Here is an 18,994-nt window from a genome sequence, read left to right as displayed (position 1 = left end):
AGGCTACAGCTTGCGATAATGGTCGATCACCGTTTGCACGATGGGCGCGATGCCCATCTGGGGAGTAAAGCCCACCAGGCTCTCCAGCCGGCTCACGTCGGGCACCCGGCGGGGCATGTCCTCGAAGCCCTCCTCGTAGGCCTCCTCGTAGGGCACCAGGCGGATGGGCGAGTCGCTGCCGGTCAGCTCCTTGACCAGCTCGGCCAGGCCCATGATGGATATCTCCTGGGTGGAGCCCACGTTGACCACCTGGCCCACCGCCTTTGGCTCGGCGGCCAGGGCGGCCAGGCACTTGACCACCTCGCCCACCTCGGAGAAGCAGCGGCTCTGGGTGCCGTCGCCGAACACGGTGATGGGTTTGCCCCCCAGGGCCTGGCGCACGAAGTTGGGCAGCACCATGCCGTAGCGCCCGGTCTGGCCGGCGCCCACCGTATTGAACAGGCGCACTACCACCACCGGCAGGCCCCGCGCCTTGTGATAGGCCAGGGCCAGGAATTCGTCGATGGCCTTGCTGCAAGCGTAGGACCAGCGGGCCTTGGAGGTGGGGCCCATCACCAGGTCGTGATCCTCGGCGAAGGGCACCTGGTCGTTCTTGCCGTAGACCTCGCTGGTGGAGGCCACGATGACCTTCTTGCCCTTCTTGTTGGCCAGCTTGAGGACCGCCTCGGTGCAGCCCACGTTGGTCTCGATGGTCTTGACCGGGCTCTCCACGATCAGGCGCACCCCCACCGCGGCGGCCAGGTGATAGATCACCTGGGCCCGGTCCACCATCTCGGCCAGCAGGGGCAGGTCGCGCATGTCGGCTATCTGGTAGGAGAAGTCGGGGTGCTCGCGCAGGGGCTCCAGGTTGGAGATGCTGCCGGTGGAGAGGTCGTCGATCACCTCCACCCGCTGGCCCAGGGAGAGCAGATGGGTGGCCAGGTGCGAGCCGATGAAACCGGCCCCGCCGGTGATGAGCACCTTTACGGGCTGAGACTTGAGCTGGTTCAAGCGAATCTCCTATTTAAACGGGGAAAGCACCCCGCTCATATCCTGCTTTTCCAGCTTGCTGCCCACCTCTTCGCCGCACACGGCGCAGTGGTAGGAGTATTTCTCGCCGCTGGGCAAAACCAGGAGCAAACGCCGGCGCACCGGCTGGGCCTGTTTGCAGCGGGGGCAGAATAGGCTGGTGGCCTCCAGGTCCTTGTAGGCCCCCTGGCGGCGGTTGGGGGGCATGCCTCCCCGGGGAATCATGTACTAAGCTCCAGATCGTCGATGAGTTGGTCCACCCAGGCCAGGAGCCAGTCGCGCTGCTGGCTGGTGGCGTAGGCGGTGCAGGAGCAGCGCAGGCTGGTGGCCGAGCGCACCAGAAGCTCCAGCTTCAGGCTGTCCAGCTCCAACACGGCGGCCACCCGGTGGGGGCCGCACTGCTCGTGATCCCGCTGCTCCGGGGCCAAGAGCTCCGGGGGCAGCTCCAGCCAGAAAACGTCGGGCAGCCCCGAGCTAACCAGTTCGTTTTGCAGATGCCCGGTCAGTTTTTCCATGTCCGGGGGCCGCAGCTCGTCCAGGATGATGGCTCGCATGTTTACTTCTCTCCGGCCAGCTGGGCGTCACGGGCCTTGCCGCCTTGCCAGGCGTCCCAGATGGCGTAGATCCACAGGGCGGCCATGAGCCCGCCCAGCACCCACAACCAGGCGGTGCCTTCCTTGATTAGTTGGGCCCGGAGCGCGCCGAACTTGTCCGGCCCGCTGTAGCCATCCAGGGCGATCACCGCTTGGGTGATCTTGTGCAGGGCGAAGCCCAGGGTGGCCATGAACAAGAGGCTGGCCGCGGCCACCAAAAAGGCGCCCTTGCCCACCTGGCGGTTTACCAGCTGCCCCAGGCCGGGGATCACCAGGCCCGAGAGGATAGGCGATACGATCGCCCGCTTCAAAACTTATTGCTCCCGCCCGTACACGGACAAATACTCCTCGACCCGCTTTACGTCGGCCGCCTCCAGGGGGCGCATGGTCCCGGCCACGTTCACCGGCTCTCCGGCCTTGGCCAGGAAATGCACCATCTCGCGGATGCCCAGCAGGGCCCACACGCGCACCCCGGTGGACTGCACGAAGGCGGCCAGGGCGTCGGGGCCGCGCACCCCCTCGGTGAGCTTGCCCTCGCTGTCGTACACCGCCTGGGTCTGCTCGCGGTCCACGGCCAGGAGCACCCCGGCGGTCTGGAAGGGCGCGCCCAGGCGCTTGCCCTCGGCGTCGAGCTTTTCCAATAGCTCCACCTTGGTGGCCATGGAGGTGCCCACGTCGTCGATGATCAGTATCTTGCTGCCGGCCTTCAGGGCGCCGGTGACGAACATGGCCTTTTGCCCGCTGGCCTCGCCGTGGGTCTTGGCCTCCTTGCGGTCGTAGTCAAAGGCCAGGTCCAGGCCCTTGTCCTGCCACAGGCACATGGCCGCGGCCTGGGCCAGGGCGCTGCCCTTGTAGCTGGGCCCCACGATCACCTCCACCTCGCCGGCCAGGTCGTGATCCGCGATCCAGCCCGCCAGGCAGCGGCCCAGCTCCATGATCAGGCGGCCGGTGTTGATCTTGCCCAAATTGACGAAGTAAGGGGTGGGCCGGCCGTCCTTGAGGCGCAGCTCCGGGGCGAAAAACAGGGCGCCGCTGGCGGCCAAAAGCCGGGCCAGGCGCTGCTGGTAGGGTTTCAGGTCGAACTGCGGGTCCAAGGCGAGTCCTTTCTGGCGCCACCATCTGGCGGCGCTGACTCAGGCTAGCGCAATCGGGGCCTCGGCGCAAGCGGTGCCGGGCGGGGCGATCTAGAGAAAGTTCGGCGTAACCACGTACTTATTGACCATGTGGTCCGGCTGATAGGACTCCTTGGCCTGACGCAGCCCGCTCAGGCCCAGGTCCTGCTCCCGGTTGATGTACTTCACGCCCGCCCAGGCGTTGGCCACGAAGAGCTTATTGATGGCCGCGTAGATGCCGTCGAACTGGGGATTGCCTTTTTCGATGTGCACCACCGCGGTGTCCGGGTTCAGGGGCTCGCCCAGGCTGAAGGCCTCCACCTTGCCGTCTATCAGTATGACCCCGCCGCTGTAGTCCAGATGGGCGTAGTGGGTCAGGGCCTCCACGATGGCCTGGTCCTCGCTGGCCAGGCCGGGGTCGGCGGTGCACTCGCGCAGTTGGCACCACTCCTCCTGCATGTCCAACACCTGGGTGATCAGCTCGGCCTCCAGGGGGCGGTACTCGAACTCATAGGTCTTGACGAACTTGTTGAAGTGGTTCTTTTTGCGGTGAAAGCGCCGCCCGGGCAGCTCGGCCAGCTCTTGAGCCAAGTAAATGTAGTCGCTGTTGGCCCGGTCCAGCTCGATGGCGAAGCGGTCGCCCTCGTCCAGGGCCAGGGCCAGGCGCTCGCCCACCCTCTGGAGCAGCGGGGTTTCGCCCATCCCGGCCAGGTCGCGGCACAGGGCCTCGGAAGCGGCCAGGAAGTCGCCGCCTCCGGCCGGGGGCAGGCCGAAGGCCGGGCCGCCCTCGGGCGACACCATCACCAACAGGCAGCCGGCCTCCTCCCGCCAGCGGGGCTGGTAGTGGTGGCGCCACATGAAAAGGTTGGAAAAGGTCAGTTCGCTGATGCAGGGCGGCCCCTCGTGCAGATGACGGTCGAAGACCGGCTTGGCGGCGAGGTCCAGCTCCTGGTATTCGGTTGAGGGCAAAGCGCGCTCCTTGAACATTTGCGGGTAGTTGGACTGGTTGCGCTATGTCTAAAGTTGTACCGCATAGGCCGCCGTGAGCCAAGCTCCCCATCGTTGACAACCGGAGGGTGCTATGCCATGTTTAGGGATTCTTTAAGCAATTAACTCGGGGAAAAGAAGTTCCATGGACCACCTGCGCGCCACCGACCCGGAAATCGCCCAACTAATCGAACAAGAAAAAGAGCGCCAGGCCTCGGTCTTGCGCATGATCCCCTCTGAAAACTACGCCTCCGAGGCGGTCCTGGCCGCCACGGGCAGCGTCTTGGCCAACAAGTACTCCGAAGGCTACCCGGCCAAGCGCTACTACCAGGGCCAGGAGAACATCGACGGCGTGGAGCTCTTGGCCATTAGCCGGGCCAAGGAGCTCTTCAAGGCCGAGCACGCCAACGTGCAGCCCTACTCGGGCAGCCCGGCCAACATGGCGGTCTACCTGGCCCTGATGGGCAAGGGCGGCCGGGTGCTGGGCATGGACCTGGCGGCCGGAGGCCACCTGACCCACGGGGCCAAGGCCAGCTTCTCGGGCATCTTTTACGAGTCCGCCGCCTACGGCCTGAGCAAGGAGACCGGGCGCATCGACTTCGCCGCCGCCCGCAAGGCGGCCCAGGAGTTCAAGCCCCAGATCATCTTCTGCGGGGCCAGCTCCTATCCCCGGGTCATCGACTTCGCGGCCTTTGCCGAGATCGCGGCCGAGGTGGGGGCCAAGCTGGTGGCCGACGTGAGCCACTTCTCGGGCCTGTGCCTGAGCGGCGACCACCCCGCGCCCTTCCCCCACGTGGACGTGATGACCTCCACCACCCACAAGCTCCTGCGCGGCCCCCGGGGCGGCATGATCCTGTGCAAGGCCGAGCTGGCCGCGGCGGTGGACAAGGCGGTCTTCCCGGGCATCCAGGGCGGGCCTCACAACCAGGTCACCGCGGGCATCGCCGTGGCCCTGCAGGAGGCCTCCCGGCCGGAGTACGCCCAGTATTGCCACCAGGTGGTGAACAACGCCAAGGCCCTGGCCGAGGGCCTGATGAGCCGGGGCTTCGAGCTGGTCACCGGCGGCACGGACAACCATCTGGTCTTGATCGACGCCGGCAAGGCCGGGCTGACCGGCAAGGCTCTTGCAAACGCTATGGAGCAGGCGGGCATCGTGGCCAACGCCAACAAGATCCCCTTTGACCCGCGCTCGGCCAACGACCCCTCCGGGCTGCGCATGGGCACCCCGGCCCTGACCACCCGGGGCATGGGCGAGACGGAAATGGACTTGATTGCCGGGCTGGTACACCAAACCGCGCTCAACGTGGAGGACGAGGCCGCCTTGGCCAACATCCGCGAGCTGGTGGCCGACCTCTGCGCCGGCTTCCCGGCCCCCGGCATCACCCCCGGCGTGGAGTGCTGATTTTTGAACCGCGCTTTTCATCGTGATTAAGCGCCCTTGGCCGGTCAATCCTTCCGGGGCGTTGCCTGGGTTCAAAAATTTGTACCAGAAGCGGCTTTAGGACTCAGGGGGCTGCCAAAGGCCCCCCAAGCCAACAACGCGGAATAAAAGGCAAAAAGACAATAAAAGGCTTTGGGCAACTGGTTGGCACTCTAATTGCTTGTATTAGAGCCCGACCAGCTTCTCAAAGCCTTTTCTCCTTTCCAAGAGCGCGCCGGGGCTAGCCACCCGGCGCTCTCTTTTTTTATGCAAGGCCTTCAATTCAGCCGCAAAAAGCGACCCGCCCCCCGGTGAGGCCTCCAAAGGCCACTCCGAGGAGCGGGTAAAGTTTTTTGTACCGCGCGGCAAGCGCGGGTTCAAACTATGGCATTACCGCGGTCACCAGGCGGGACAAAGCGCCCTTTTTCTTCACTTCGCTCTCCAGGTATTCCCGGTCCGCCCCCTGGGCCAGCTCGGGCCGGGCCTCCAGAATGGCCCCGGCGGCCATCTCGGCGGCCAGGGCGGTCAGCTCGGCGCACTGGGCCATGTGGGCCTTGGCGTCGTGCTTCACCTTCTTGGAGAGCACCCGGCAGCAGGTGGAGCCCCGCTGGGCCTTGAACTCGTCGTGCAGGCGCTTGCTGGCCGAGGCCACCGATTTGGCGGTGCGTCCTCCGGCCTTGCCGTTGCCCAGGAACAGGCCCAGGGACAAACAGCCCCCGCTCACCGCGCCGCAGAGGCAGCCCGACCCGCCCAGGCCGTTGCCCATCCCGGCGGTGAGGTTGTTGATCACCGCCTGGTCCAGGCCGCCACCCAGGGCGTGGTTCAGGGCGGTGACCACCGCCGGGGTGCAGAGCATGCGCCCCGAGGCGAACAGCTCCTTGGCCTTGCCCGCCACCTGGCGGCTCAACTCGGCGGACTCGGATTCTTTTCTAAGGGGCTCGGGTGGGTTCATGTTGCTTCCCGCGCGGAAATAATCCCCGGACAAAATTCGGTGAATTGCCTCCCCTCAATATTAAGGGCGCGGCAAGGCAGGGTAAAATCGTAAATAACGATTACTAATTGGAATATCTATCGGAATAATAAATAGGAAGGATCAGGGACAGCGGGCCTCGGGCGGGGCCAAAACCGCCAGGGCGCTGATGCGGGGCAGCAGGAGCCCCTCGGGCCGGGCCAGCTCGGGCAGGGCCGCGCCGGGGCTCAGGCTGGTTATCACCACCCGCCCCACCACCCGGCGGCCCTCGCCGCTGGGCCCCCGCGTCTTGAGGCCCCACATGTCGTGCAGCACCCGGGGCTGGCCGCCCGGGCTGCCCAGGTAGAGCATCACGTGGCCGGGCAAATATAAGATGCTCAGCCAGGGCACCCCCTCGCGCCGGATGGCCGCGATCTTGGCCGCGCCGCTCAGGCCTTCCAGCCTAACCACCCGGCCCATCTTGCCTTGGTCCGAGGAGTTGCGCGGCAGCCACAGGCCAAAGGGCATGAGCAGGTCGCGCAGCAGGGACGAGCAGTCGCGCCCGCCGCCCAGCCCGCCCCAGGCGTAGGGCTGGCCCATGAGCGGCGCGGCCAGGCCCGCCAGGCGCGCGGGCGTCAGGGGTAGGGGGAAGGGCCCCCCGTCCGCCTTGGGCAAATAGGCCGGGGCCAGGTCGGCCCGCCCTCCCGGCCGCGCCCGGGGGATGAGCACCCGCCAGGCCTTGGGGCTCTCCCCGCGCAGGGGCAAAAGCCAGCCCAGCTCCCCGTCCATGACGAAGCGCCCCTCGCCGTCGCGCAGGGCCGCGCGGTCGCGGGTCACGGCCAGGAAGGGCCCGCCTTGCCACACCGTGGCCTGCTCCCGGCTCAGCCGCCCCACCACCCTGGCGGGCAGCCAGCCCAGGGCCAGGGGGGTCTCGGCCACCAGCCAGTCGCCCCGGGGACTTTGGTGCCACACCCGCACCGGCGTCCCGGCGGGCAGGGCGGTCTGCTGCAAGCGGTCAAAGGGGTATCCCCCGCCCGCGCCGGGGCCGAAGTCCGGCCGCGCGGTGGGCAACACCCGCAGATCGCAGCGCTCCAGGGTCAGGCCTTGCCAGTTCGCGCTGGGGTAGGCCTGGGCGTGGGCCGCTTTTAGCAGCGCCTGGCCGTAGCCCACGGGCAGGGGCCGCAGGTTGGCCCCGACGCCCGGCTTCTCCCACAGGTGATGGCCCATGGCCAGCAGTTCGGCGCGATCGTGCTTGGGCGCGGCCCGCTCCCACACCGCGAAATACTCCCGCAGATAGGCCGCCGCCTGCTCCTTTTGCCAGGCGGGCCGCACCAAACAGCCCGTGGCCCCCAGGGCCGTGGCGTAGCCCGCCGGGTCCTGGGGCAGGCTGATCAGCGCCCCGGGCCCCGGCGCGGTGGCGCAGCAGGCCCCCAGGCCCAGGGCCAGGGCCAAAATCAGGGTCGCTGCGGTCAAACGGCGCGGGTAAGGCAAGAGAAGTCCCTCGGGTTGTGGTATTTATGCAATAGCATCTTACCAAACCCGGTTTGCGCGCAACCCCGGAGGAGTTCATGCAGCCCGAAGCCCGCCGCGATCTGTCCCTCGCCGCCGGCGCGGAAAATTTCAGCGACGCCCCCGAGGACATAGTGCTCTATGCCTATGACGCCAGCCGCCGGGCCCACCGCCCCGAGGCGGTGGTGCGCGGAGTGAGCACCGAGCAGATCGCCCGGGTCATGGCCGCGGCCACGGCCCACAAGGTGCCGGTGGTTCCCCGGGGCGCGGGCAGCGGGCTCACCGGCGGGGCCCTGCCCATGGCGGGCGGGGTGGTGCTCAACCTGGCCCACATGAACCGCATCATCAAGATAGACCCGGCCGACCAGGTGGCCGTGGTAGAGCCCGGGGTGGTCACCGCCGAGCTGCAAGCCGCCGCCGAGGCCCAGGGCATGTTCTATCCCCCGGACCCGGCCAGCGTGGACTTCTGCACCATCGGCGGCAACGCGGCCGAGAACGCGGGCGGCCTGCGCGCGGTGAAGTACGGCGTCACCCGCGACTACGTGCTGGCCCTGTGCGCGGTGTTGCCCACCGGCCAGGTCTTCCGCACCGGCAAGGCCACCATGAAATCGGTGGTGGGCTACGACCTCACCCGGCTCATCGTGGGTTCCGAAGGCACCCTGGCGGTGATCACCGAGTTGACCCTGCGCCTTTTGCCCAAGCCCGAAACCAAAGCCACGGTGAGCGCCCTGTTCGGCGAGCTGGAGCAGGGGGCCGAGGCGGTGCAGGCGGTGCTGCGCTCGGGCATCCTGCCCACCGCCCTGGAGTTCATCGACCGCACCAGCCTCATGGCCGTGGACGCCTACATCGGCCTGGGCCTGCCCGAAGGCACCGAGGCCATGGTGCTCATCGACGTGGACGGCGCTCCCGAGGTGGTGCCCCGCCAGGCACAGCGCCTGGCCCAGGTGCTCACCGAGAGCGGCGGCCAGGAGGTCAAGGTAGCCCTGGACCCCTCCCAGGCCGCCGAGCTGTGGCGGGCCCGCCGGGCCATGGGACCGGCCGTGTTCCACCTGGCCCCCAGCAAGTACAACGAGGACGTGGCCGTGCCCCTGGGCCGTTTGGCCGAGGTGCTCCGCGCCATCGAGGAGATCGGCCAGCGCCGGGGCCTGCCCATACCCACCTTCGGCCACGCCGGGGACGGCAACCTGCATGTCAACGTGATGTTCGACGCCAAGCAGCCCGACCAGCTGGCCGCGGCCAACGAGGCGGTGAGCGACGTCTTCGCCAAGGTGCTCTCCGTGGGCGGCACCCTCAGCGGCGAGCACGGGGTGGGCATCAGCAAGCTGGGTTACGTGGGCGCGGAGATCGACCCCGTGGCCCTGGGGATGATGCACGGCATCAAGAAGCTCTTCGACCCGGCGGGCATATTGAACCCCCACAAGGCCATCCCCGACCCGGAGATGCTGGCTTGACCCAGGGCCCTCAGAAAAAAGATCTGGAATAAGGGAACTCTCCGGGTGGCCCAGACAGCTTGCTGTCTGGGTCGCGGCGCCATGGCGGCGCGACAGGAGGTTCAGGCCAGCGCCCCGCCCCTCCCACACAGCCACGGGATAGGCGGCGAACAAGGCCATCACTCCAGCACCATACAGCCATAGCCGTCATTGCGAGCAGCGGCGGCCCAAGGGCTGGTAATGAAAAAGGCGGCCTTCCCGCCGTTGCGTGGCAATCTTCCCTGGTGCCCGGCCTCGCGCAGCACACCGGCTCCCGGCTCGCCACCGGGCCGCCGCTCCGCTGACCGTATGCTTCTGTAAAAACCCAAAATTTAACTTGTCATTGCGAGGAGCGGCCTTTTGGCCGCGACGCGGCAATCTCGGTTCGCCAGCAAGAAGTTCGGAAATGGATGACCACTCTTGGGCGGCCCAGACAGCTCGCTGTCTGGGTGCCGCGGGCACAAGAGGTCCGGCGGGCGGCAACGATCCACCCCGGCGGCCTGATTATGGCGCGGCCGCCCCTTGCAGGCAGAGATTGCCGCGTCGCCGCTGATGAGCGGCTCCTCGCAATGATAAACGCTTTTTTTAATGTAGGGGCGGGGTTCATCCCCGCCTGCCCGCTAGCAGGTATTTTGGAAAAAAGGGAGGCTCAGCCTGCTCACCGACACAGACCGGCCTTAGCGGCACAGCCAGGCGGCGGCAGGCAAGGCGTCCGGCGAGCGACAGCCGCAGGCGTAGCCATAGCTACGTCGAGGCTGGAGCGATGCCGGCAACGCAGCATCCCGCCGTCTGGCGCAGCCGCCTAATACAGCAAGTAGAGCACCCCCAGCATAACCACCAGAAACACGATGGACAGCGGCAGCCCCGCTTTCATGAAGTCCGTGGAGTGATAGCGCCCGGGCCCCATGTACAGGGCGTTCACCTGGTGGGTGGGCAGGATGAAGGAGTTGGAGGTGGCCAGGCCCACGGCCAGGGCGGCCAGGCGCGGGTCGGCCCCGGCGTCCAGGGCCAGCTCCACCGCGATGGGCACCAACAGCACTACCGCCCCCACGTTGCTCACCACCAGGGTAAAGGCGGTGGACATGATCCCCACCGCGGCCAGCACGGCCAGGGGCGAGAGGTGGCCCAGCAACCTGAGCGCCTCCTGGGCCACCCAGGCGGCGGTGCCGGTGTTCAGGGTGGCCTGCCCCAGGGGCATCAGCCCGGCCAGCAAAAAGATGGTGCGCCAATCGATGGAGTGATAGGCCTCGCTCACCGGGATCACACGGCAGACCAACATGCCCAGCGCGCCGGTCAACAGCCCCAGGCCCAGCTGCACCTTGAAGACCATGATCAGCACCAGCGAAACCGCCAGCCAGGCCCCGGCCACGGCGGCCCGGCCCGAGGCAGGCGGCTCCTCGCGCACCGGGGTGCAGAAGATCAGCCAGCCCTTTTCGGCCAGGATGCGGAAGCGGCTCCAGGGCCCCTCCATGAGCAGGCTGTCCCCGGCCCGTAGCTCCATGGCCTCCAGGCGCACCTCGCGGGGCTCCTTGCCCCGGAACACGGTCAGGGGGTTCAGATGGAACTTGCTGACGAAGTGCACCTGCCCCAGGGTCTTGCCCTCCAGCTCGGAGCGGGGGGCCACCACTGCCTCGGCCGCGCCCCAGAGCTGGGGGCTCAGGTCGTCGGCGAAGATCTCCAGCTCCGGCTTTACCTCCAGGCCAAAGTCGCGCACCAGGGTCTCCAACCCCTCCCGCCGGGCCAACAGGGCCACCACGTCGCCGGAGTAGAGCACGCTGCGCCCGTCCGGGGCCATGAGCTTTTCGTGGCCCCCGGATTTGATCAGGCCCACCAAATGCACCCCGTAGCGCCGGAGCATCACCTCGGCGGTGAGTGACTGGGGCAGCTCCTCGGGCACCACCGCCTCGAAGTGCCGCCCCTCCTGCGGGTGCAGATGGCACAACTCCTCGGCCGGCGGGGTCTGCCCCTCGGGCAACACCCAGCGCCCCAGCACCAAGAAGTAGATGATGCCCGCCGCCACCAGGCACACCCCCACCGGGGTCACCGAGAACAGGCCGAAGGGCTTGAGCCCCAGGGGTTTTATAAGATCGTTGAGCAGGATCAGGGGGCTGGAGCCCACCAGGGTGGTGGTGCCCCCCAGGATGGCCGCGAAGCCGATGGGCATCAACAGGCGCGAGATGGGGATCATCTGGTTGCGGCTGACGCGCTGCACCGCGGGCAGAAACAGCGCCGCCGCCCCGATGTTCTGCATGATGCTGCTGATGCCCGCCACGGTGGCCGAGATCAACACCATCACCCGCTTGGCCTTGCCGTGACTCAGCGACACCACCGGCTTGACCAGCATCCCCACCAGGCCGGTGCGGTCCAGTCCCGCCCCGATGATCATCACCGCGATGATGCTCACCACCGCGTTGGAGCTCAGCCCCGCGAAGGCCTCGGCCGGCTTGACCAGGCCCAGGAAGGGGGTGAGCACCATCATCATGATGCCCACCAGGTCCACCCGCACCCATTCGGTGACGAACAAAAGCACGGCCAGTCCGATGAGGGCCAGCACCAGAATCATGTCGGTGGTCAGGGCGAGGTGAGTCATAAGCCTCCTGGTTGCTTCCAGTTATACCGCCCCCCCGGGTGCTTGAAAAGCTCCCCTCCCCGATGTGCTAAGATTGCCTCATTGATCTGTCAGCAACTTAGGAGCGATACATGAGCCGCATCGTGGCCATATACGGCAGCCCCCGCCGGGGGGGCAACTCCGCCCGGCTCACCGACGAGGCCGTGGCCGGGGCCCGCGAGGCCGGGGCCGAGGTGGAAAGCGTGGTCCTCAGGGACCTGGAGATGAGCCCCTGTTTGGAGATCTACGGCTGCAAAAAGGACGGCCGCTGCGTCATCCAGGACGACTTCCAGGCCCTCTACGACCTGTGCCTATCCTGCGAGGGCATGATCCTCTCCTCGCCCATCTTCTTCTATACGGTTAGCGCCCACACCAAGATCATGATGGACCGCTTCCAGAGCCTGTGGGTCAAGAAGTACTGGATAGATAAGGTGAAGTTCGGCCAGTGGACCCCTCAGCGCAAGGGCCTGTTCATCTCGGTGGGGGCCACCCACGGGGCCAAGCTCTTCGAGGGCGTGCTGCTCACGGTGAAGTACTTCATGGACGTTCTGGACATGGAGCTGACCGACACCCAGCTGGTGCGCGGCCTGGACCTCAAGGGCGACGTGGAGGCGCATCCCGAGCTCCTGGCCGAGGCCCGCGCCGCCGGAGCCCGCCTGGTGGAGTCCCTGAAGGACCTGCCCGCCTAGCCCACTCCATTTCCGTTGCAGTTGTTGGCCTGCTTTAGCGCCTCTTCCCAGCTACCCCAGTGCACCAGCCCGCTGGGCGGCTCGGGCGGCTCCACGCTCAGGCCCATCTCGCGGGCCAGCTCGGCCGGGGGCACGGTGCCCCCCTTGCCCTTGACCACCAGCTTGGCCAGGGCCTGGGCGGCCTGGTGTCCGCCTTGGTGCATCTCGTGCTGCAAATAGATCCACTTCTCGTCCCACCACACGATGCGCGTGGTCAGCTCGAAGCGGGTGAATAGCTTAAGCGGCTTCCAGAAGCGGGTGGTGGTGGCGCCCAGCAGCGGGGTCCAGCTATTACGCCGGAGCACCGGAACCAGCCCGGCCCGCATGGCCAGGTCCAAGCGGCCCAGGTCCATGAGGGTTAGGTAGCGCCCGTTGTTCAGGTGCATCAGGGCGTCCAGGTCGCCGGGCCAGACCATCATCCTGATGCGCGAGGTGCCGCCCAGGTTCATGCGGGGGGCGGCCATGGCCAGGGCCCCCACCTTGCTGGCGCGTATCCAGGGGTACACGGTGCTTGCTCCTAGCGTGCGGGCGCCGGGGGTTCGCGGCTAGTTCCAGCCGCCGCCGAACGAGGCGTGGCCCTCGCCCAGCACGTGGTCGATCAAACGGCGGGCGATGGTGCTGCGCGGGGGGATGCCCGGCAGGGAATCGGGCCCGTACCAGCCCGCCTCCACGATCTCCTGGCCGTCGATGCTTATCTCCCCCCCCGCCCAGTTGCACACGAAGCCCACCATCAGCGAGTCCGGGAAGGGCCAGGGCTGGGAGCCGAAGTAGCGGATGTCCTTGACTCGGACTCCCACCTCCTCGTTCACCTCGCGGGCCACGGTCTGCTCCAGGGTCTCGCCGGGCTCCACGAACCCGGCCAAGACGCTCATGCGCCCGGCCGGGAAGCGGGGCGAGCGGCCCAGGAGCACCTTGCCCTCGCGGGCAACGGCCACGATCACCGCCGGAGACACCCGGGGATAGGCCACCAGGCCGCAGGAGGGGCAGCGCCGGGCGCGCTCGTTGGGGTCGTCCTGCATGGGCTTGGCGCAGCGGCCGCAGAAGCGGTTGCGTTTGGCCCAGGTCAAGAGCTGCTGGGCCCGTCCGGCCAGGAAGGTCTGCTCCTCGGGCCAGCCCATGGCCAGGCCGTAGAGCCCGTGCCACAGATGCCCCGGCGGCGGGGGAGTATCGTCGGCCAGCTCCACCGCGAAGCAGGGCCGTCCCTGCCACTCGCCCACGTACATGGCCTCTTCCGGCGTCAGGCCCAGGGCTTTGGCGGCGGGCTCCTGGGCCAGGCGGGGGGGCTTGTGCTCGCTGGTTAAGAGCTTGCCGCCGGAAAAGGCCAGCCAATACACCGGGCCGCCGTCCGGCGGCGGGGGGGTCAGGCTGGGGATCATATCCAGGGGCATGGCGTAAACCTCTCAAAGGGTGCGGTTAATAAACCTAGCACGCCGAAGGCCGCCGCGCCAAAGCGGCGGGCAGCCAGGGCCGGGCGTGGTAGATTTGTCACGCACTTAACCAGCCCACCGGGAGGCTAGGCTTTGCTTTCCAATTGGATATCCTTCGCCCGGCGCATGGGGCCCGCCTGGATCGTCAGCGCGGTGGCCTGCGGCCCGGCCACCCTGGCCAGCGTGTCCATCGCCGGGGCCTCCTTCGGCTACCAGCTCCTGTGGGTGGTCATACTCAGCGCGGTTTTCGGCACCACGGCCCAGTATTTGGCCGCCCGCATCGGCGTCCTGGAGGGCCGGGGCATCATCGCGGCGGCCAGCGACCGCCTGGGCCCCCTGTGGGGCTGGGTGCTCACCATCGACGCGGTGCTGGCCACCTACCTGGCGGCCATCGTCTTGATGAACGCCCTGGTGGGCATCACCGGCCTGGTCACCGGCCTGCCTTCGCCCTGGTGGGGCCTGGCCTACGCGGTGGTGCTCTCGGCCCTGCTCATGCGCGGGGGTTATGCCTGGCTGGAGCGTCTGTGCAAGGGCCTGGTGGTCCTGGTGGTGGCCTGCTTCGTTCTCACCGCCCTCAAGGCGGACATCGACCCCGTGGCCCTGGTAAAGGGTCTGGCGCCCAGCCTGCCCGGCGGGGCGGGCTCGGCGCTCATGGCCGCGGCCATCATGGGCGGCGCGGTGCACATCACCATCATCGGGATGCACACCTACAACACCAACGCCCGGGGCTGGACCAAGGCGGATCTGCCCCTGGCCCGCTTCGACACCATCGTGTCCATGGGCCTGGCCTTCGGGCTCTACAGCCTGGCCATCTTCCTGGTGGGCGCGGCGGTGCTGCACCCGGCGGGGGTAAAGGTGCGCCTGGCCGGCGACGTGGCCCGCGCCCTGGGGCCTCTGTTGGGCAGCGGCGCGTTGGCGGTGTTTTTGGCCGGGCTCTGGGCGGCCACCTTCAGCACCATCATGCCCACCTACCTGGCCGCGGCCTACTTCATCTTTGACAAGGCGGGGCTCAAGCCCGAGCGCACCGACAACCGCTTCCGGGCGGTGCTGGCCGGAGGGGTGCTGCTCTCCGCCCTGGGGCCCTTCATCAAGGGCGGCTTCTTCCTGCTCTTGCCGGTGATGCTGGCCCTGGGACTGTGCGGCACGCCCGTCATCATCGGGGTGATCCTCTACCTTCTCAACCAGAAGCGCTTCTACGGCAAGGACGTGAACTCGGCCTGGCTCAACCTGCTGGGCTTCATCACCCTGGCCATCACCACCCTGTTGGCCCTGCGCTTCATCCTGGCCCGCCTGGGGGTCATGTGATGCCCGCCCTCTCCTTGGCCGAGCTCACCGGCTCCTGGACCCTCATCGCCGGGGAGGTGAACTCGGGCAAGACCCGCCTGCTGGCCGGGATCATGAGCGCCTTCGCCGAGGCGGGCGTAGAGCCCCTGGCTCTCATGGACCTGGCCCCGGAGCTGACCAAGGGCGTTGGCGGCAAGCTATCTCCCCCGCCCGGGGTGGAGCTTACCCTCTACGCCCCGCCCATCGTGGCCCCCCGCCTCACCGGCAAGACGCCCGGGGAGGTCGCGGCCTTTGCGGCGCAAAACGCGGCGGCCATCGAGGAGGCCTTCGCGGCCTACCTGGCCGCCCCGGCGGTCGCCCTGTTCATCAACGACGTGTCGCTGCATCTGCAAGCCGGCGATCCGGCGCGCCTCTACGCCGTGCTCGAAGCCACCCCCACGGTGGTGATCAACGGCTACATGGGGGCCAGCCTGGGTGGCGGCGAGCTGGGCCGGGTGGAGCAGGAGCGCATGGCCGCCCTGGCCGCCCGTTGCGCCCGGGTCATCCGGCTTTAGCCCCGCTCTTGCCCCGGCCCCCGGCCTGGGGTAGCTTGATCCTCAGCCACGCCCCGCTCATCCCGGAGGATTGCATCATGTCCCGCCTCGTCTCCCTGGCCCTTACCCTGGGCCTGCTGTTCTGCCTGGCCGCCCCGTCCTTGGCGGGCCAAAAGCTCGTCTGGCAAGAAGTCAGCCACCTGACCGTGGTGCACAAGCTCAGCGCCCCAGACGGCGAGAAGCACCTCCTGGGGGTCTACCGCCACGAGGGGGTGTGCCTGTTCCCCGGCGGCGACAAGGCGGCCTATGAAAACGTGGGCGAGTTCGACGTGTACGAGAGCGAGGACGGCACCCGGACCCACCAGGGCTACGGCAAGATGGTGTTCGCCGATGGCTCTACCATCATCTTCCAGGCCTCGGGCGAGGAGTATTTCGTTCAGGGCCAGAAGCTGCCCAAGGTCAAGGGCGGCGGCAAATTCCTGGGCGGCACCGGGCGCTTCAAGGGCATCTCCGGAGCCTTAAGCTTTTCCGGCGGCTACGTCAGCGGCCTGAAGAAGGACGACACCGGCGGCGACGCGGTGTTGGACTACATCGCCGACTACACCCTGACCAAATAGCCCCCAAAAAAAGCCCCGCCCATTTCGGGCGGGGCCGTCGCGCCTGCTCGGCGCGCCTTAGTTCTCGAAGTTCACCTCGTCAAAGGCGGGCAAATCGCCCGCATCGCCCGCGTGGGCGCTCCAGAAATCCTGGATGCGCTTGGCCAGGGTGATGAACTCCTGGCGCTCCTCGGGCTTCTGGTCCACATAGGCGGCAACCGCGTCCACCGGGCTATCCACCCACTCGCTGGTGATCAGGTTCCGGTAGCCCTTGGCGGGCTGCCACTCGACCATAGCGCCGCAATATTTAAACAGGGCCATAATGTCCCTCCCGTCCTTGCATTCCCCCTCTGCCCAATAAGCTAAACAGGCGCGGCGGCTCCGCAAGGACGGGAGGCGCGTCTCATTCCTTGACCGCGTAGGTGTAGTACTTCAGCTCGCCGTTTTCGCTGCGCACCTCGATGCCGTGGTTCTCGCTCTCAAATCCCGGGAAGGCCCCGTCGAACTCCTGCATCATGGCCAGGTAATCGATGATGACCTGGCTCTTCTTGTCGAAGCGCTCGCCGGGCATGACGATGGGGATGCCCGGAGGATAAGGCACGATCATCACGGCGGCCACCCGGCCGGAGAGTTGGTCCAGGGGCAACAGGTCCACCTGGTCCTTGATCAGGGCGCGGTAGGCCTGGGCCGGGGTCAGGGCCGGGGCGGGCACCACGTCGTAGACCTTTTTCACGATGCGGGCCATGTCCTTGGCCTTGTAGTGCTCGTGCATGTCCTGGGCCAGGTCCTTGAGCCCCATGCCCTTGTAGCGCTCGGGGTAATCGCCGGTCAGGTCCGGGAAGAGCGCCTCCAGGGGCAGGTTCCGGTCATAGGCCCGCTTGAACTCGAACAAGGCGGCCAGCAGAGTGCCGGACTTGCCCTTGGTCACGCCCATGGAGAAGAGCATCAGGAAGGAATAGATGTTGGTCTTCTCCGGGACCACGCCGTCGGCCTCCAGGAACTTGCTTACCAAGGCGGCGGGGATGCCCTCCTTGGCCATGGAGCCGTCGGGGTTGATGCCCGGGGCCACGATGGTCACCTTGATGGGGTCGAGCATGGCCTGGCCCTTGCCCAGGCCCTCGAAGCCGTGCCACTTCTCGTTGGGGGCCAGCTCCCACAGCTTGGCCTGGTTCTCCAGCTCGGCGTCGGCCATCTCGGCGAAGGCCTTCTTGCCCTTGCCCTTGAGCGGCTGCCAGCAGGAGAAGAACCAGTCCTTGCCCTTTTCCAGCTCCTTGCCCACCGCGTAGAGCTTCTTGCGGAAGGCCACCGCCTCGGAGATGCAGTCGCCGATGAGCACCTTGCCCCGGCCGTCCTGCATCATGCGGGTGGCCACGTCCAGGCTGCCGATGATGCTGTACTGGGGGCTGGTGGAGGTGTGCATCATGAAGGCTTCGTTGAAGCGGTCCGGGTTCACCTTGCCCTTGGGGTCGGTCACGTGGCGGTCCTTCACGTGCACCATGGAGGCCTGGCTGAAGGCGGCCAGGAGCTTGTGGGTGGACTGGCTGGCGAACATGGGCGGCCCGCCCTTTTCGCCGGGATGGTCGTAGGTGGCGTAGCGCTCGTCATAGATGGGATGGAAGCAGGCGTAGGCGTACCAGGCCTCGTCGAAGTGCAGGCCCTGGGTGCAGTCCCTGAGCCCGTCCTTCACCTGGCCGGTGTGGTAGAGCAGGCCGTCGTAGGTGCTGTTGGTCACCACGGTGTGGGCCACCTCCTCGGGCTTCACCCCCTTGGTGAGCGGGTTGTCCTTCAGCAGCTTGGCGACGTTGGCCTTGGAGAACTGGCTGGCCGGGATGGGCCCGATGATGCCTTGATAGTTGCGGGTGGGGTTCAGATAAATCGGGGTGGCCCCGGTGAGGATCAGCGAGTGCATCATGGACTTGTGGCAGTTGCGGTCCACCAGGACCACGTCGCCCGGCGACACCCGGCCGCAGAGGATCACCTTGTTGGCCGTGCTGGTCCCGTTGGTCACGAAATAGGTCTGGTCGGCCCGGAAGGCCTTGGCCGCGTTGCGCTCGGCCACGCCCACCACCCCGGAGTGCTCCATCAAGGACCCCAGCTCGGGCACGCTGATGGAAAGGTCCGAGCGCAGGGTGTTCTCGCCGTAGAAGTTGAAGAACACGCGGCCCACCGGCGATTTCAAGAACGCGGTGCCCCCGGTGTGGCCCGGGGTGTGCCAGGCGTACTTGTACTCTTCGGAGTACTCCACCAGCATCTTGAAGAACGCGGGCATCAGCTTTTCGGCGTAATGCTCCACCGCCATCTCGACCCGCCCGGCGATGAACTCCGCCGTGTCCTCGGTGGCCCAGATGTAGCCGTGCACCAGGCTGTCCAGGCCCAGGGGGATGTTCTCCACGCTGTCGCGGTCCAGCATCAGGTAGAGCGGAACCTGGAAGTTGCGCGCTTTGGCCTCCTTGGCCATGGCCTCGGCCTTTTTCTTGTCCGCCGCGGTGCGGTTGCACAGCTCCCAGTCCAGCAGCACGCAGCCCACGTCGGGCCGTCCGGTCAGGGTCATTTCGCCGTCGCTCAGGGTCTCGGCCTCCAGGACCTCCAGGTCCATGGCCTCCAGCTCGTCGATGAGGTTGTCCAGGGCGCGGCCCAGATATCCCTCGGCTCCCAGACTGTCGGAAATAATCAGAACAGGAAAGTCCTTGTACCAGTCCATATTCCCTCTCCCGTGATAAGTGGGCCGCCGTCGGGCGGCGCGCAGGCGCGAATTGCAAGCTATCTTGAAA

Annotated in this window: 19 protein-coding genes; 6 read left to right on the top strand and 13 right to left on the bottom strand. The window is 67.2% G+C overall.

Annotated elements, in window-relative coordinates; genetic code table 11:
• Nucleotides 1–3: 3 nt before the first annotated feature.
• From KQH53_03295 to KQH53_03270, 6 genes are all read right to left on the bottom strand, one after another.
• Nucleotides 4–990, bottom strand: a complete 987-nt coding sequence (locus tag KQH53_03295; protein ID MCB2225679.1) for a GDP-mannose 4,6-dehydratase — start codon at nucleotides 988–990, stop codon at nucleotides 4–6.
• A 9-nt stretch (nucleotides 991–999) separates the two neighbouring features.
• The gene (locus KQH53_03290) at nucleotides 1,000–1,215 is read right to left on the bottom strand and encodes a hypothetical protein (GenBank protein MCB2225678.1); all 216 of its coding nucleotides are present in this window, start codon (nucleotides 1,213–1,215) and stop codon (nucleotides 1,000–1,002) included.
• A gap of 14 nt (nucleotides 1,216–1,229) precedes the next feature.
• Nucleotides 1,230–1,562, bottom strand: coding sequence for a hypothetical protein (locus tag KQH53_03285; GenBank protein ID MCB2225677.1), 333 nt, complete (start codon nucleotides 1,560–1,562; stop codon nucleotides 1,230–1,232).
• 2 nt (nucleotides 1,563–1,564) lie between these two features.
• Nucleotides 1,565–1,912 (bottom strand): hypothetical protein, encoded by a 348-nt coding sequence (locus tag KQH53_03280; protein MCB2225676.1) that lies wholly within the window; start codon nucleotides 1,910–1,912, stop codon nucleotides 1,565–1,567.
• A gap of 3 nt (nucleotides 1,913–1,915) precedes the next feature.
• Nucleotides 1,916–2,695, bottom strand: a complete 780-nt coding sequence (locus KQH53_03275; GenBank protein ID MCB2225675.1) for a hypothetical protein — start codon at nucleotides 2,693–2,695, stop codon at nucleotides 1,916–1,918.
• A gap of 90 nt (nucleotides 2,696–2,785) precedes the next feature.
• A complete protein-coding gene (locus tag KQH53_03270) occupies nucleotides 2,786–3,682 on the bottom strand; it encodes a DUF2156 domain-containing protein (protein MCB2225674.1) in 897 nt (298 codons plus the stop codon).
• A gap of 163 nt (nucleotides 3,683–3,845) precedes the next feature.
• Between KQH53_03270 and KQH53_03265 the strand changes: the two genes are divergently transcribed.
• Entirely contained in the window at nucleotides 3,846–5,102 is a 1,257-nt protein-coding gene (locus KQH53_03265) for a serine hydroxymethyltransferase (protein MCB2225673.1), read from the top strand.
• Nucleotides 5,103–5,502: 400 nt separating this feature from the next.
• Here KQH53_03265 and KQH53_03260 read toward each other — a convergent pair whose 3' ends face one another.
• Complete coding sequence (locus KQH53_03260; protein MCB2225672.1) at nucleotides 5,503–6,072, bottom strand: C-GCAxxG-C-C family protein; 570 nt, start codon at nucleotides 6,070–6,072, stop codon at nucleotides 5,503–5,505.
• Between the two features lie 141 nt (nucleotides 6,073–6,213).
• The gene (locus KQH53_03255; GenBank protein ID MCB2225671.1) at nucleotides 6,214–7,560 is read right to left on the bottom strand and encodes an SH3 domain-containing protein; all 1,347 of its coding nucleotides are present in this window, start codon (nucleotides 7,558–7,560) and stop codon (nucleotides 6,214–6,216) included.
• A gap of 77 nt (nucleotides 7,561–7,637) precedes the next feature.
• Between KQH53_03255 and KQH53_03250 the strand changes: the two genes are divergently transcribed.
• Complete coding sequence (locus KQH53_03250; protein MCB2225670.1) at nucleotides 7,638–9,029, top strand: FAD-binding protein; 1,392 nt, start codon at nucleotides 7,638–7,640, stop codon at nucleotides 9,027–9,029.
• Nucleotides 9,030–9,849: 820 nt separating this feature from the next.
• Here the strand turns inward: KQH53_03250 and KQH53_03245 are convergent.
• The gene (locus KQH53_03245; protein MCB2225669.1) at nucleotides 9,850–11,637 is read right to left on the bottom strand and encodes an SLC13 family permease; all 1,788 of its coding nucleotides are present in this window, start codon (nucleotides 11,635–11,637) and stop codon (nucleotides 9,850–9,852) included.
• A 110-nt stretch (nucleotides 11,638–11,747) separates the two neighbouring features.
• Between KQH53_03245 and KQH53_03240 the strand changes: the two genes are divergently transcribed.
• Nucleotides 11,748–12,344: a flavodoxin family protein gene (locus KQH53_03240; GenBank protein ID MCB2225668.1), complete on the top strand. Its 597-nt coding sequence runs from the start codon at nucleotides 11,748–11,750 to the stop codon at nucleotides 12,342–12,344.
• Here KQH53_03240 and KQH53_03235 read toward each other — a convergent pair.
• Nucleotides 12,341–12,889: a thioesterase family protein gene (locus tag KQH53_03235; protein MCB2225667.1), complete on the bottom strand. Its 549-nt coding sequence runs from the start codon at nucleotides 12,887–12,889 to the stop codon at nucleotides 12,341–12,343. The genes KQH53_03240 and KQH53_03235 overlap by 4 nt on opposite strands.
• Before the next feature lie 39 nt (nucleotides 12,890–12,928).
• Nucleotides 12,929–13,771, bottom strand: coding sequence for an NAD(+) diphosphatase (gene nudC, locus KQH53_03230; protein ID MCB2225666.1), 843 nt, complete (start codon nucleotides 13,769–13,771; stop codon nucleotides 12,929–12,931).
• Between the two features lie 132 nt (nucleotides 13,772–13,903).
• Here nudC and KQH53_03225 point away from each other — a divergent pair, with 132 nt between their 5' ends.
• From KQH53_03225 to KQH53_03215, 3 genes are all read left to right on the top strand, one after another.
• Nucleotides 13,904–15,115 (top strand): divalent metal cation transporter, encoded by a 1,212-nt coding sequence (locus KQH53_03225; GenBank protein ID MCB2225665.1) that lies wholly within the window; start codon nucleotides 13,904–13,906, stop codon nucleotides 15,113–15,115.
• Nucleotides 15,115–15,648 carry a hypothetical protein gene (locus KQH53_03220; protein ID MCB2225664.1) on the top strand — a complete coding sequence of 178 codons (534 nt, stop codon included), beginning with the start codon at nucleotides 15,115–15,117 and terminating at the stop codon, nucleotides 15,646–15,648. The genes KQH53_03225 and KQH53_03220 overlap by 1 nt, the downstream gene beginning before the upstream one ends.
• A gap of 77 nt (nucleotides 15,649–15,725) precedes the next feature.
• A complete protein-coding gene (locus KQH53_03215; GenBank protein MCB2225663.1) occupies nucleotides 15,726–16,244 on the top strand; it encodes a hypothetical protein in 519 nt (172 codons plus the stop codon).
• Nucleotides 16,245–16,301: 57 nt separating this feature from the next.
• Here the strand turns inward: KQH53_03215 and KQH53_03210 are convergent, their stop codons facing one another.
• Nucleotides 16,302–16,544, bottom strand: a complete 243-nt coding sequence (locus KQH53_03210; GenBank protein ID MCB2225662.1) for a hypothetical protein — start codon at nucleotides 16,542–16,544, stop codon at nucleotides 16,302–16,304.
• Nucleotides 16,545–16,626: 82 nt separating this feature from the next.
• Nucleotides 16,627–18,924: a hypothetical protein gene (locus tag KQH53_03205; protein MCB2225661.1), complete on the bottom strand. Its 2,298-nt coding sequence runs from the start codon at nucleotides 18,922–18,924 to the stop codon at nucleotides 16,627–16,629.
• Nucleotides 18,925–18,994 lie beyond the last annotated feature (70 nt).

The organism is Desulfarculaceae bacterium, from assembly GCA_020444545.1.
Lineage (GTDB): Bacteria > Desulfobacterota > Desulfarculia > Desulfarculales > Desulfarculaceae > Desulfoferula.
Note: the sequence above shows the minus strand (reverse complement) of the source record. Positions and strands in the feature narration are given on the sequence as shown.

What these genes read in the sequence shown, in the direction of transcription:
- KQH53_03290 (MCB2225678.1), bottom strand. Translation starts at nt 1,215, where the DNA reads ATGCCCCCCAACCGCCGCCAGGGGGCCTACAAGGACCTGGAGGCCACC.
- KQH53_03285 (MCB2225677.1), bottom strand. Translation starts at nt 1,562, where the DNA reads ATGCGAGCCATCATCCTGGACGAGCTGCGGCCCCCGGACATGGAAAAA.
- KQH53_03265 (MCB2225673.1), top strand. Translation starts at nt 3,846, where the DNA reads ATGGACCACCTGCGCGCCACCGACCCGGAAATCGCCCAACTAATCGAA.
- KQH53_03260 (MCB2225672.1), bottom strand. Translation starts at nt 6,072, where the DNA reads ATGAACCCACCCGAGCCCCTTAGAAAAGAATCCGAGTCCGCCGAGTTG.
- KQH53_03250 (MCB2225670.1), top strand. Translation starts at nt 7,638, where the DNA reads ATGCAGCCCGAAGCCCGCCGCGATCTGTCCCTCGCCGCCGGCGCGGAA.
- KQH53_03245 (MCB2225669.1), bottom strand. Translation starts at nt 11,637, where the DNA reads ATGACTCACCTCGCCCTGACCACCGACATGATTCTGGTGCTGGCCCTC.
- KQH53_03240 (MCB2225668.1), top strand. Translation starts at nt 11,748, where the DNA reads ATGAGCCGCATCGTGGCCATATACGGCAGCCCCCGCCGGGGGGGCAAC.
- nudC (MCB2225666.1), bottom strand. Translation starts at nt 13,771, where the DNA reads ATGCCCCTGGATATGATCCCCAGCCTGACCCCCCCGCCGCCGGACGGC.
- KQH53_03220 (MCB2225664.1), top strand. Translation starts at nt 15,115, where the DNA reads ATGCCCGCCCTCTCCTTGGCCGAGCTCACCGGCTCCTGGACCCTCATC.
- KQH53_03215 (MCB2225663.1), top strand. Translation starts at nt 15,726, where the DNA reads ATGTCCCGCCTCGTCTCCCTGGCCCTTACCCTGGGCCTGCTGTTCTGC.
- KQH53_03210 (MCB2225662.1), bottom strand. Translation starts at nt 16,544, where the DNA reads ATGGCCCTGTTTAAATATTGCGGCGCTATGGTCGAGTGGCAGCCCGCC.
- KQH53_03205 (MCB2225661.1), bottom strand. Translation starts at nt 18,924, where the DNA reads ATGGACTGGTACAAGGACTTTCCTGTTCTGATTATTTCCGACAGTCTG.